Annotated in this window: 12 protein-coding genes and 1 riboswitch; of the genes, 5 read left to right on the plus strand and 7 right to left on the minus strand. The window is 56.3% G+C overall.

Annotation, left to right across the window (positions count from 1 at the left end; translation table 11 throughout):
• Nucleotides 1-125: 125 nt before the first annotated feature.
• Nucleotides 126-482, plus strand: a complete 357-nt coding sequence (locus N438_RS24720; RefSeq protein ID WP_016160099.1) for a type II toxin-antitoxin system RelE/ParE family toxin — start codon at nt 126-128, stop codon at nt 480-482.
• Nucleotides 479-817: an XRE family transcriptional regulator gene (locus N438_RS24725; RefSeq protein ID WP_008807319.1), complete on the plus strand. Its 339-nt coding sequence runs from the start codon at nt 479-481 to the stop codon at nt 815-817. Before N438_RS24720 ends, N438_RS24725 begins: the two co-directional genes overlap by 4 nt.
• Nucleotides 818-853: 36 nt before the next feature.
• Here the strand turns inward: N438_RS24725 and panS are convergent, their stop codons facing one another.
• Nucleotides 854-1,783 (minus strand): ketopantoate/pantoate/pantothenate transporter PanS, encoded by a 930-nt coding sequence (panS, locus tag N438_RS24730; RefSeq protein ID WP_002884627.1) that lies wholly within the window; start codon nt 1,781-1,783, stop codon nt 854-856.
• Between the two features lie 139 nt (nt 1,784-1,922).
• Entirely contained in the window at nt 1,923-3,272 is a 1,350-nt protein-coding gene (gene lysC, locus N438_RS24735) for a lysine-sensitive aspartokinase 3 (protein WP_008807318.1), read from the minus strand.
• A 179-nt stretch (nt 3,273-3,451) separates the two neighbouring features.
• A riboswitch (Lysine riboswitch) is annotated at nt 3,452-3,687 on the minus strand.
• 349 nt (nt 3,688-4,036) lie between these two features.
• On the opposite strand from lysC, the gene pgi reads away from it, so the two are divergent.
• Nucleotides 4,037-5,686, plus strand: a complete 1,650-nt coding sequence (gene pgi, locus N438_RS24745; RefSeq protein WP_064142939.1) for a glucose-6-phosphate isomerase — start codon at nt 4,037-4,039, stop codon at nt 5,684-5,686.
• 47 nt (nt 5,687-5,733) lie between these two features.
• Here pgi and N438_RS24750 read toward each other — a convergent pair whose 3' ends face one another.
• Nucleotides 5,734-6,189: an acyltransferase gene (locus tag N438_RS24750; RefSeq protein WP_032701144.1), complete on the minus strand. Its 456-nt coding sequence runs from the start codon at nt 6,187-6,189 to the stop codon at nt 5,734-5,736.
• A gap of 8 nt (nt 6,190-6,197) precedes the next feature.
• Entirely contained in the window at nt 6,198-6,707 is a 510-nt protein-coding gene (locus N438_RS24755; protein WP_064142940.1) for a GNAT family N-acetyltransferase, read from the minus strand.
• 144 nt (nt 6,708-6,851) lie between these two features.
• Here N438_RS24755 and psiE point away from each other — a divergent pair, with 144 nt between their 5' ends.
• Nucleotides 6,852-7,262 carry a phosphate-starvation-inducible protein PsiE gene (psiE, locus tag N438_RS24760; protein ID WP_004206282.1) on the plus strand — a complete coding sequence of 137 codons (411 nt, stop codon included), beginning with the start codon at nt 6,852-6,854 and terminating at the stop codon, nt 7,260-7,262.
• Nucleotides 7,263-7,455: 193 nt separating this feature from the next.
• Here the strand turns inward: psiE and malG are convergent, their stop codons facing one another.
• The 3 genes from malG to malE all read right to left on the minus strand — a co-directional run bounded on the left by malG (nt 7,456) and on the right by malE (nt 11,355).
• Nucleotides 7,456-8,346 carry a maltose ABC transporter permease MalG gene (gene malG, locus N438_RS24765; protein WP_002884725.1) on the minus strand — a complete coding sequence of 297 codons (891 nt, stop codon included), beginning with the start codon at nt 8,344-8,346 and terminating at the stop codon, nt 7,456-7,458.
• Nucleotides 8,347-8,502: 156 nt separating this feature from the next.
• A complete protein-coding gene (gene malF / locus N438_RS24775) occupies nt 8,503-10,047 on the minus strand; it encodes a maltose ABC transporter permease MalF (protein WP_008807314.1) in 1,545 nt (514 codons plus the stop codon).
• Between the two features lie 117 nt (nt 10,048-10,164).
• Nucleotides 10,165-11,355 carry a maltose/maltodextrin ABC transporter substrate-binding protein MalE gene (gene malE / locus N438_RS24780; protein WP_008807313.1) on the minus strand — a complete coding sequence of 397 codons (1,191 nt, stop codon included), beginning with the start codon at nt 11,353-11,355 and terminating at the stop codon, nt 10,165-10,167.
• A 369-nt stretch (nt 11,356-11,724) separates the two neighbouring features.
• Between malE and malK the strand changes: the two genes are divergently transcribed.
• Nucleotides 11,725-12,834, plus strand: a complete 1,110-nt coding sequence (gene malK, locus N438_RS24790; protein WP_008807312.1) for a maltose/maltodextrin ABC transporter ATP-binding protein MalK — start codon at nt 11,725-11,727, stop codon at nt 12,832-12,834.
• Nucleotides 12,835-12,872 lie beyond the last annotated feature (38 nt).

The following is a 12,872-nucleotide window of genomic DNA, read 5'->3' on the forward strand; positions in this document are numbered from 1 at the left end:
CTCGCAGAATATTTCCCTCGTTGGTGACCAGTGCGCGGGTCTGGCTTAGGGTAACGGCACGCCTACTGGCCAACGACGACAAATTTTGGGCGGGGGATGTATAAAATTTTATACAAGGATGTGGTATGCTCAATCAGCAACAGAGAATGAGGCGTATCGTCTGGATGGGCTCTTCCTTTGACGATCTGCGCCAGTTTCCTGAGGACGTCCGCAGAGATGCCGGATTCCAGCTTTATCGTTTACAGTCGGGTTTAGAGGCTGCGGACTGGAAAGCGATGCCTCAACTGGGGCGGGGCGTTGAGGAAATCCGCCTGCGCCACTTTTCCGGTGCATATCGGGTAATTTATCTGGCCCGTTTTGCAGAGGCGATATATGTCCTGCACTGTTTTAACAAAAAGACGCGACGTACCGCCGAACACGAAAAACAGATTGTCAGAAACCGTTTGCAGGTAATACAGCAGGAACACAGGAGTCATAAATGAATCGTAAGAGGGTGGATGGTATTCGTCATGTGACCTCTGAAGAGAGCAATATATTCAGTGAACTGGGCTTTGATGATGCTGACGCAGAGCAGCTTCGGGGACAAGCGGAAAAAGAAGTTGAGCAGTTGATGGCGCTTAAACGACAGTTAATGCAGGAAATCGCTGAGTGGATAGATGAACATCAATTGAAGCAGGCCGATGCTGCCGCGAAGTTGAGCATTTCGCGCCCGCGTATTTCAGATGTGGTCAATCAGAAAACCAGTAAGTTTACCCTGGATGCGTTAGTCATGATGTTAATGAAGTTAGGTAAACCAGTACGTTTGCAGATTGGATAACGCACACGCCCGGGCCTGCGCCCGGACGTATCACGCTCAGCGCTTGTCGGCTTTTTTGGCGATAGGCTTTCCTGACCAGTACCCGGCCAGCAGCGAACCGGACAGGTTATGCCAGACGGAGAACAGCGCGCCTGGCAGCGCCGCCAGCGGGCCGAAGTAAATTTTACCCAGCGCGGCCGCCAGGCCAGAGTTCTGCATCCCCACCTCGATCGCCAGCGTACGGCAGGTGGATTCATCAAAACCAAACAGACGTCCGCCCCAGTAGCCGCCAAGCAGGCCAATGGTGTTATGCAGGATCACCGCGATAATCACCACCAGGCCGACGGAGGCGATATGGGCGGCGGAACCCGCCACCACCGCGCTGATGATCGCCAGTATGCATACCATCGAGAAAGCGGGCAGGAACGGCTCTACCGCTTTCACCACCTTCGGCAGCAGATGATGGACAATCAGTCCCAGCGCGATGGGGATGACCACAATCTGCAGAATGCTGAGCAACATGCCCATGACGTCGACCTGAATATGCGCGTCGACGTACAGACGGGTGAGCAGCGGTGTCGCCACGACGCCGACGAGGGTGGAGACCGAGGAGATGGTCACCGACAGCGCCACATCCCCTTTGGCAAGAAAGATCATCACGTTGGAGGCGGTCCCGCTGGCGACGCTGCCGACCAGCACCATCCCGGCGGAAAGCTCCGGCGGCATATGAAACAGCAGCGCCAGCAGCCAGGCGGCGAGCGGCATCACCAGATAATGGAGAAAGATCCCTGCAGCGACCGGCGCCGGGCGCGACAGGACGCGTTTGAAATCCTCCAGCTTCAGATGCACACCCATACCGAACATGATCAGCATCAGCAGGGTGGTGACCCATGGGCCAATTGGGGTGAAGGTGGTGGGAGTGTAATAGGCCAGAACGGAGAGCAGCAGTGCCCATAACGGGAACAGCCGCGTCAGAGTTGCGAGCATGTTGTGTTCCTTGCGATACGCGAACCGGGCCGCGCCATCCCGATGGGACGGCGAGCAGGTCCGCTGGTTGTGTTGATGTTGTTATAAAAAAGCCGGGTTCGAGCCCGGCTATAGGTATTGTTTATCGTGCTAAGAAATTTTATTCAAACAAATTGTGATGCAGCTTCTGCACCACCTTCTCCGCATCGGCGCCAGGCACCAGGAAGCAGAGGTTATGGCTGGAGGCGCCATAGCAGATCATGCGGATATTAAACGGCTCGAGGACGCCAAAGACCTCTTTGCCGACGCCGCAGGCTTTCGACAGCTCATTGCCAATCAGGGCCACCAGCGCCAGGTCTTCCTCCACTTCCACGCGGCACAGCGAGGAGAGTTCAGTCAGCAGCGCCTGGGTCAGCAGGGTATCGCCTGCAGAGGTTGAGCCGGTGGTATCCATGGTCAGGGCCACGCTCACTTCGGAGGTGGTGATCAAATCGACGGAGATGTTATGGCGCGCCAGAATGCCGAATACCTCGGCGAGGAAGCCGCGGGAGTGCAGCATATTCAGGCTGTGCAGCGTCAGCAGCGTCTGGCGGCGACGCAGCGCCAGCGCGCGGAACAGCGGCGGGTTCTCGGTGGTTTTACACACCAGCGTACCGCCCGCTTTAGGCTCTTTACTGGAGCCGACAAACACCGGGATATCGCTGCGCACAGCGGGCAGCAGGGTCGCCGGGTGCAGCACTTTGGCGCCAAAGGTGGCCATTTCCGCTGCCTCTTCAAAGGCGATGACGTCGATGCGTTTCGCCGCTGGCGCCACGCGCGGATCGGTCGTATAGATCCCGGGCACATCGGTCCAGATATCGACGCGGGTGGCATTCAGCGCTTCGCCGAGCAGAGCGGCGGTATAATCGCTACCGCCGCGGCCAAGGGTGGTGGTGCGGCCTTTCGCTTCGCTGCCGATAAAGCCCTGGGTCACCACCAGGCCTTCCGCCAGGCGCGGCGCCAGCTGCTGCTGGGTCAGTTCGGCGACGGCGGCGATGTCCGGTTCGGCGCGGCCAAAGCGATCGTTAGTGCGCAGCACTTTACGGGCGTCAAACCACTGCGCCTGAATACCGCGTTCACGCAGAATTTCTACAAACAGCAGGGTGGACATCAGTTCGCCATGGCTGACCAGTTCGTCGGTCAGGGCGGTCGAGGAGGCGAGCGCGGCGGCTTCCGCCAGCGTGGTGATATTTTCCAGCAGGCGCTCAATCTCTTCGCGGATCACGTTGGGATAGCGCAAACGCTCCAGAATATTGAACTGGATCTGGCGCAGAGCATCCAGCTGGGAAAAACGTTCGGTGGGTTCCAGCCCTCCCGCTAAGGCCACCAGAATGTTGGTCACGCCGGCGGAGGCGGAGAGCACAACAATACGGGTATTGGCATCGAGCAGCGCCACATCGATGCTGCGGTTCATAGCGTCAAAATCGGCAACGCTGGTGCCGCCAAATTTGGCGACGACTAGATCTGTCATAACAACCTCGTGTCAGGGGGCCTGACTTATTAAAACGATTCCTGAACACCGATCGTGGCAGGGGCTGGACGCCGCCGGATCGCAACAAAATGTCTTAATAAGCCAGGCCAAATTATTCAGCCATGGCACAAGGGAAGAGCGATAAACAGGGTGGCGCAGAGTGATAAACAACTACGATGTCACCCAGAAGTGCTCCACCTTGTAGACCCGACTCACCGCTCTGGGCGCTGAGGTGTTCGGGTATGAAACGCCCGACTGCGAACGTTTCTGGTGACAACCCAGGGGATTCAGCCCCTGTGGCCGGTGAGGAGCGTGACCAGACGCTCTTTCACCTCGGCGTTGCTCCCCCTCACGTATTTTCCCCGGACTGGTTCCTCCAATACGGTTACCTGGGCAACGCACCTCTTCTGGCAATTACCGACGTCTTTCACCTGGCCGGGGGAACAGGGACATTATATCCCCCGCGAATACCCTTTCGCTGTAGCGTGAAATGCGCGAGCAATAGATACCTACCAATACGTAAGCACTGCGGATATATAAAGGCTTAACACCAGCTATGTCAACGCTGCGGTTATGCGGATTTTTCATGCCCCTGCGGCTAACAGAAAAAAGCCTTATGATAGCTATACTAATGGGGCTTTTTACTCCGTTTTGACCCGATTCCTGACCGGCGTCAGGGACAAGTCACAAAAATCATCACAATTTTCCGTCACCGGCGCTACAATCGACCGAAGTCACAATCTCAAATCAGAAGAGTATTGCTAATGAAAAACATCAACCCAACGCAGACCTCTGCCTGGCAGGCATTACAGAAACACTTCGACGAAATGAAAGATGTCACTATCAGCGAGCTGTTCGCCAAAGATAGCGACCGTTTTTCTAAGTTTTCCGCGACGTTCGACGATCTGATGCTGGTGGACTTCTCCAAAAACCGCATCACCGAAGAGACGCTGGCTAAACTGCAGGATCTGGCGAAAGAGACCGATCTGGCAGGCGCCATTAAATCGATGTTCTCCGGCGAAAAGATCAACCGTACCGAAGACCGCGCGGTTCTGCACGTCGCGCTGCGCAACCGCAGCAATACGCCGATTGTGGTTGATGGCAAAGATGTGATGCCGGAAGTGAACGCTGTGCTGGAGAAGATGAAAACCTTCTCAGAAGCGATTATCTCCGGTAGCTGGAAAGGCTATACCGGCAAACCGATCACCGACGTGGTTAACATTGGTATCGGCGGTTCCGACCTCGGTCCGTTCATGGTGACCGAAGCGCTGCGTCCGTACAAAAACCACCTCAACATGCACTTTGTCTCCAACGTCGATGGCACCCACATCGCCGAAGTGCTGAAGAACGTCAACCCGGAAACGACCCTGTTCCTGGTGGCGTCCAAGACCTTCACCACCCAGGAGACCATGACCAACGCCCACAGCGCGCGCGACTGGTTCCTGGCGACCGCGGGCGACGACAAGCACGTGGCCAAACACTTCGCCGCGCTCTCTACCAATGGTAAAGCGGTTGGCGAATTTGGTATCGACACCGCCAACATGTTCGAATTCTGGGATTGGGTTGGCGGCCGTTACTCCCTGTGGTCAGCGATTGGCCTGTCCATCATTCTCTCCGTGGGCTTCGACAACTTCGTTGAGCTGCTGTCCGGCGCGCATGCGATGGATAAACACTTCTCCACCACCCCGGCGGAGAAAAACCTGCCGGTGCTGCTGGCGCTGATCGGTATCTGGTACAACAACTTCTTCGGAGCAGAAACCGAAGCGATTCTGCCGTACGACCAGTACATGCACCGTTTTGCCGCCTACTTCCAGCAGGGCAACATGGAGTCCAACGGTAAGTATGTTGACCGTAACGGCCACGCGGTAGACTACCAGACTGGCCCGATCATCTGGGGTGAGCCGGGCACCAACGGTCAGCACGCGTTCTACCAGCTGATCCACCAGGGCACCAAAATGGTACCGTGCGATTTCATCGCCCCGGCTATCACCCACAACCCGCTGTCCGACCATCATCCGAAGCTGCTGTCCAACTTCTTCGCTCAGACCGAGGCCCTGGCTTTCGGTAAATCCCGTGAAGTGGTCGAGCAGGAATATCGCGATCAGGGTAAAGATCCGGCGACCCTGGAGCACGTGGTGCCGTTCAAAGTGTTTGAAGGCAACCGTCCGACGAACTCCATCCTGCTGCGTGAAATCACCCCGTTCAGCCTGGGGGCGCTGATTGCCCTGTACGAGCACAAAATCTTCACCCAGGGCGCGATCCTCAACATCTTCACTTTCGACCAGTGGGGCGTTGAACTGGGCAAACAGCTGGCTAACCGCATCCTGCCGGAGCTGAAAGACGGCAGCGAAGTTAGCAGCCACGACAGCTCAACTAACGGCCTGATTAACCGTTATAAAGCCTGGCGCGCATAACGCTTGCGCAACTAAGACGCAATGCCGACCCTTTGGTCGGCATTTTTTTACAGCCGCCGCAGCAGGCGGGCTGGATTTCCCGCCCACACCCCTTTCTCGGTAATGGACTTCGTTACCACGCTGCCCGCGCCTATCACCACCCCATCGCAGATGCTGACGGCCAGAATCGTGGCGCCGCTGCCGATCGACACGTCATCGCCAATCTCAATTCGCCCCCAGCTGGCGCGGTCGGCATTCGGTTTGCCGTCGCGAAACAGGTCGTTGGCAAACATCACGCCGTGACCGATAAAGCAGCGCTGGCCAATGGTGACGTACTCGCAGATAAAAGTATGGGACTGAATTTTACTGTTCGCGCCAATGCGGGTATTGCCCTGGATCTCAACGAACGGCCCGACGAAGACGTTATCGCCAAGGACACAGTCGTACAGGTTGGCGGGCTGGTAGATCACCACGTTCTCACCGCTGGTGACGTTGCGGATCGCCGTTTCCCGAAGGGTATGCATAGTGCCTCTCAGATCGGTTTGGCCAGAATATGTAAGGTGCTTTGCTGGCTGGCGGAATGAAATGCGACATCTTTCACGTGCTGCATCCCCTGACGTTCGTAAAAACGGCGCGCAGCGGGGTTATCGGCGAGCACTTCCAGCCACAGCCAGCGTTCACCGGCCGCTTTTGCTCTCGCCTCGACGGCGCGAAATATCTGCTCGCCGTAGCGTCGGCCCGTTGTGTCAGGCAGCAGATAGAGCTTATGCAACAGCGTACCGGACGGACCTTCAGGACTTATCGCCTGACGACAGGCGTATTTCGCAAAGCCGACAGGGTGGGGGGCTTCAGCAATCAACCAACAGCACTGGGAATCGGTCAGGCTGCGTTGCAGCGAGGCCAGGGAATACTCTTGTTGCAGGTAGTACGCCAACTCGTCGGCGTTATGCCAGAGGTGAGCAAAGTGCTGGCGATAGCTGGCATTGCCCATTTCATTGAGTAAAGCCGCATCCTCTGCGCGTGCGGTACGAATCTTCAGCATGGTTGTTTCCTTTTTAACCCGTCCGTCTGGGCTGTGATTGTTACATCTTCGCCGGTGGTGGCAAAAAGTTAGCGAATAATGTCGATCTGGATCACATTTTTGCGTTATACAGGTCTCAAAGAAGCATAATGATGAGGGGTATTTATGTCGTCGGTTTATCGTCCGCTGGTGAATTTTATCGCCACCGCGATGCAAACGGTTTTGAATCTTGGGCTGCTGTGCCTGGGGATTATTTTGATCGTCTTCCTCGGGAAAGAGACGCTGCATCTGGCCGATGTCCTCTTTACCCCGGAGCCGACCAGTAAGTACCGGCTGGTGGAAGGTCTGGTGGTCTACTTCCTCTACTTCGAGTTTATCGCGCTGATCGTCAAGTATTTTCAGTCGGGGTTCCACTTCCCGCTGCGCTATTTCGTCTATATCGGCATCACCGCGATTGTGCGCCTGATTATCATCGATCATGAGTCGCCGATGGCGGTGCTGATTTACTCTGCTGCGATCCTGATCCTGGTGATTACGCTCTGGCTGTGTAACTCCAATCGCCTGAAACGCGAATAAAAAAAAGCGGCCTCCAGGGCCGCTGACCAACAGTCACAAATAAAATTTATGTAGGGTCCAGTTGAGGATAGCAGTGGCATTGGCCTTACTTTTTCAGCTGAGGGCGACGGCGACAATACCCGGTTGGGGTCGTGTATTGCGGCTAGACCGTCGGCCCTCATCTGAAATTTGGGGCCGGTGTTACAAAAAAAACTTAACCTTTCACCCCACCCGCCGTCAGGCCGTTAACCAGCCAGCGCTGCGCCAGCAGGAAGACGACCGTGATCGGGATGGCGGAGAGCACCGCCGCAGCGGCGAAGTCGCCCCACAGATAGTTCTGCGGGTTGAGATACTGTTGCATACCTACCGCCAGGGTATAGCTGTTCACATCGCGCAGCAGCAGCGAGGCGACGGGCACTTCGGTGATGGCCGCGATGAACGACAGAATAAACACCACCGCCAGAATCGGCACCGACAGCGGCAGTAGCACGAGGCGGAAAGCCTGCCATGGGGTCGCTCCATCCAGCGCCGCCGCTTCTTCCAGCGAACCATCGATGGTTTCGAAGTAGCCTTTAATCGTCCAGACGTGCAGCGCGATACCGCCCATATAAGCGAAGATCACGCCGCCGTGGGTGTTGAGGCCGACGAACGGGATGTACTGGCCCAGGCGATCAAACAACGCATACAGAGCCACCAGCGACAGCACCGCCGGGAACATCTGGAAAATCAGCATCCCTTTCAGCAGCGTCGCTTTCCCCGGGAAGCGCATACGGGCAAAAGCGTAGGCGCAGGTGGTGGAGAGGGCGACGATACCGATCGCGGTGATCCCGGCGACCTTAATCGAGTTCCACAGCCACAGCAGGACCGGGAACGGCGGCGGCGTGACGCGGCCATCGGCGTGTTCGACGCTGAAGCCTAACGCCAGACGCCAGTGTTCCCAGGAGATGGTATCCGGGATCAGGCTGCCGGTGGCGAAGTTACCCTCGCGCAGCGAGATGGCGATAACCATCAGCAGCGGAAACATAATCGCCGCGATAAAAATCAGTAGCAGGAGATGCGTGGTAAATAAACGTAGCTTCTGCGATTTGGGTTGGACCATAGCCATTGTAATTTTACTCCCCTTGACTTCGCTCCAGGCTATTTTGCTTGCCATTTTGAACTCGGGCAGTGCTCAGAATCCTCACGTACTATGTGTACGCTCCGGTTCTTCCGCGCTGGCCGAGTCCAAACTGTCCGCGCCAATAACGCCTGGTAATTCCAATTAATCAAACTTCATGCGTGTGGCTTTCAGATTCACAATCGCTAACGCGCCAACCAGCAGGAAGATAAGCGTTGCGATAGCCGCCGCCAGGCCGAAGTCCTGACCGCCGCCGCCTTCAAAGGCGATGCGATAGGTGTAGCTCACCAGCAGGTCGGTATAACCGGCCGGGGTGGTGGTGCCGAGACGGTCCGGGCCACCGTTGGTCAACAGCTGAATCAGCACAAAGTTGTTAAAGTTAAAGGCGAAGCTGGCGATCATCAGCGGTGTCAGCGGTTTGATCAGCAGCGGCAGCGTAATTTTAAAGAAGTTCTGGAACGGACCGGCGCCATCCATCGCCGACGCTTCGTACAGATCGTCCGGAATCGCCTTCAGCAACCCCATGCACAGGATCATCATGTACGGATAGCCCAGCCAGGTATTGACGATGATGATCATGGTGCGCGCGGTGGTCGGGTCGCTAAACCAGGCCGGCTTAATGCCGAACAGCGCGCTGAGCATCATATTGATTTCACCAAAGCTCTGGTTGAACAGCCCTTTGAAAATCAGAATCGAAATAAACGACGGTACGGCATACGGCAGAATCAACAGGACGCGGTAAATTGCTTTGCCTTTCAGCGCTTCCCACTGCACCAGACAAGCCAGCACCATTCCCACGGCCACGGTCAAAATCACCGTCAGCACCGAGAACACCACGGTCCAGACGAAAATAGCGAAGAACGGTTTCTGGATCCCTTCGTCCTGGAAGACGCGAGTGAAGTTATCCCAGCCGATCGTCACGGTGTAGCCCGGGCTCAGCTTTTCAGTGCCCCAGCTGCCGTCGGCGTTAATCGCCTGGTAGAAGCCTACGTCATTGTTCGGGCGGTATTTGACGTGGGTCTGATTGTTGGTCAGCACCCCATCTTCGCTAAGCGTATACAGCGGTTGAGTGCCGGAGAACTGACGCAGCGAGCTCATGATCACTTTGCTGTCATCCGGCAGCACCGCGGTCAGTTGGTTCAGCGCGGTGCGGTTCTGGGTAATGACGCGCAGGCTGACGCGCTCGCCTTCCGGCAGGGCATCGGTTTCTTTTAACGCCAGCTTCTGCTCACCGCCGAACTTAAAAGCGTCGGAAAGGTAGTTTTTACCGCTCTCGCCGTCGGTCAGAGCCAGTTTCCACTCGTCCCCCGCCGGGATCAGCGTGAAGTTATAGGCTTTGCCAGCCTGGAAAGAGCGATCCATCAGCACCTGCTGCGCACGTTCAAAGGTCAGCTGGTTGGTGCTGCTGTAGTTAGTGAAGGCGATGGCAATGGTACAGATCAGCGGAAACAGGACGAACAGACCCATGCCGGCGAGGCCGGGATAGACATAGCGCCAGGCATAAGCCTTGCGATTAGCGAAAATATACAGGCCAACTGAGCTTAAAATCAGCGTCATGATGGCGAACAGGTACTCCCCCTGGGCGTACATCAAAACAACAAGGTAACCCACCAGCAGGCACAGTAAGCCAATCACAGACCATGTGAGTTGCGGACTTTGCCACCAGTGTTTCTTTTTAACGGCATCCATGGGGATCATCCTCTACAGCGGTGAAAACTTATTTGTCAGGCGGCGCTTCGCTTACCTGACCTACGGTCCGAGCCGTAGTGGTAGGGCGGGTAAGCGCAAGCGCCACCCGCCGTTTTCTTACTTGGTGATACGGCTCTGTGCATCCTTCAGTGCAGCATCGACCGTCTGGCGACCGCTGGCGGCGTTGATTACCGCGGTACGAACGGCATACCAGAAGGCAGACATCTGCGGGATGTTAGGCATGATTTCGCCATTCTGGGCGTTCGCCATGGTGGCGGCGATGCGCGGATCTTTTTCCAGTTTCTCCTGGAAGGATTTCAGCGCGACAGCACCCAGCGGTTTGTCGTTGTTAACCGCTTCCAGACCCTGATCGGTCATCAGGTAGTTTTCGAGGAACTCTTTCGCCAGCTCTTTGTTCGGGCTGGCGGCGTTGATACCGGCGCTCAGCACGCCAACGAACGGTTTCGATGGTTTGCCTTTAAAGGTCGGCAGCAGGGCGACGCCGTAATTAACCTTGCTCTTATCAATGTTAGACCACGCCCACGGACCGTTGATGGTCATGGCGGTTTCGCCTTTGTTGAAGGCGGCTTCCGCGATGGAGTAATCCGTGTCGGCATTCATGTGCTTGTTCTTGATCAGGTCAACCAGGAAGGTGAGACCCGCTTTCGCGCCTGCGCTGTCTACGCCGACGTTTTTCACGTCATATTTGCCGTTTTCAAACTTGAAGGCGTACCCGCCGTCGGCAGCGATCAGCGGCCAGGTGAAGTACGGTTCCTGCAGGTTGAACATCAGCGCGCTCTTACCTTTCGCTTTCAGCGCTTTATCCAGCGCCGGGATCTCTTCCCAGGTTTTCGGTGGGTTCGGCACCAGGTCCTTGTTATAAATCAGGGACAGGGCTTCAACCGCCACCGGATAGGCGATCAGTTTGCCGTTAAAGCGCACGGCATCCCAGGTGAAGGGATAGAGTTTGTCCTGGAACGCTTTGTCCGGGGTGATTTCAGCCAGCAGGCCGGACTGTGCGTAGCCGCCGAAACGGTCATGCGCCCAGAAGATGATGTCCGGGCCGTCGCCGGTCGCCGCAACCTGCGGGAACTTCTCTTCCAGCTTGTCCGGATGCTCTACGGAAACTTTAATGCCGGTGTCTTTTTCAAACTTTTTACCCACTTCAGCGAGGCCGTTATAGCCTTTGTCGCCGTTAATCCAGATAACCAGCTTACCTTCTTCAATTTTTGCGAGGGCAGAGGCGGAAAACATCATCGTGGTCAGTGCTGACAGCGCGAGGATGCGAGCGCCAGTTTTGATTTTCATATACCCGTCCTATTTGGTGATGTACTCGTGGATACACTTCGGTGGCTTAACGATGATGAGTTTCCTTTTTTAACAACCCCTTTCCATCCTCCCCAGGTCTACGCCCCACCCGCTGGTTGTGTGATCTCCATTGCAAAAACGGCCGTATTGCGTCCTGGAGCACAGAAAAAAGTGCCCAATTTTGTCGTCCCCATCACGAAATCACGCTGCGTCCGCCATCCCCCGCGGCGAGAGGCAATCTCTCATCCTCCCATCTCCTCCCCCATAAAAAAGCCGGGGGTGGAGGATTTGCCAGCCTAAGGAATGCCGCATAGTCGACCCATCTTGAATGTGTCTTTAAGTGACAGGTTGTAACGAAGGGAGAAGGGCATGGCGAGCGTACAGCTGCGAAATGTAACGAAAGCCTGGGGCGACGTGGTGGTATCTAAAGATATCAATCTCGAGATCCAGGATGGGGAGTTCGTCGTGTTTGTTGGACCGTCGGGCTGCGGCAAATCCACCCTGCTGCGTATGATTGCCGGACTGGAAACCGTCACCAGCGGCGATCTGTTTATTGGCGATACCCGGATGAACGACGTGCCGCCAGCCGAACGTGGCATCGGCATGGTATTCCAGTCATATGCGCTTTATCCCCATCTTTCCGTTGCCGAAAATATGTCTTTCGGCCTCAAGCTGGCCGGCGCGAAAAAAGAGGTTATTAACCAGCGTGTGACTCAGGTGGCTGAGGTCTTACAGCTGGCGCATCTCCTGGAGCGTAAACCGAAAGCGCTTTCCGGTGGTCAGCGCCAGCGTGTGGCGATCGGTCGTACGCTGGTGGCAGAGCCAAGCGTCTTCCTGCTGGATGAACCGCTCTCTAACCTGGATGCCGCCCTGCGCGTCCAGATGCGTATCGAGATCTCCCGTCTGCATAAGCGACTGGCCCGCACCATGATTTATGTCACCCACGATCAGGTGGAAGCGATGACCCTCGCCGACAAGATCGTGGTTCTGGACGCCGGCCGTGTGGCGCAGGTCGGGAAACCGCTGGAGCTCTATCACTATCCGGCTGACCGCTTCGTTGCTGGCTTTATCGGTTCGCCGAAGATGAACTTCCTGCCGGTCAAAGTCACGGCGACGGCTATCGATCAGGTGCAGGTAGAACTGCCGAACCGTCAGCAAGTCTGGCTGCCGGTGGACAGCGCCAACGTTCAGGTGGGCGCCAACATGTCCTTAGGTATCCGCCCGGAGCATTTACTGCCCAGCGATATCGCCGATGTGACCCTCGAAGGCGAGGTTCAGGTCGTCGAACAGCTCGGTCATGAAACGCAAATTCATATCCAGATCCCCGCCATCCGTCAGAACCTGGTTTACCGCCAGAACGACGTGGTGTTGGTAGAAGAGGGAGCCACATTCGCCATCGGTTTGCCGCCAGAACGTTGCCACTTATTCCGTGAGGATGGCACCGCTTGTCGTCGGCTGCATAAAGAGCCGGGCGTGTAAGGCTTCCCATTAAAAAAAGGCGCGAACCCGGCAGGCGG

The organism is Klebsiella sp. GL120222-02 (assembly GCF_003097195.1).
In the GTDB taxonomy this organism is placed as follows: domain Bacteria; phylum Pseudomonadota; class Gammaproteobacteria; order Enterobacterales; family Enterobacteriaceae; genus Klebsiella; species Klebsiella variicola.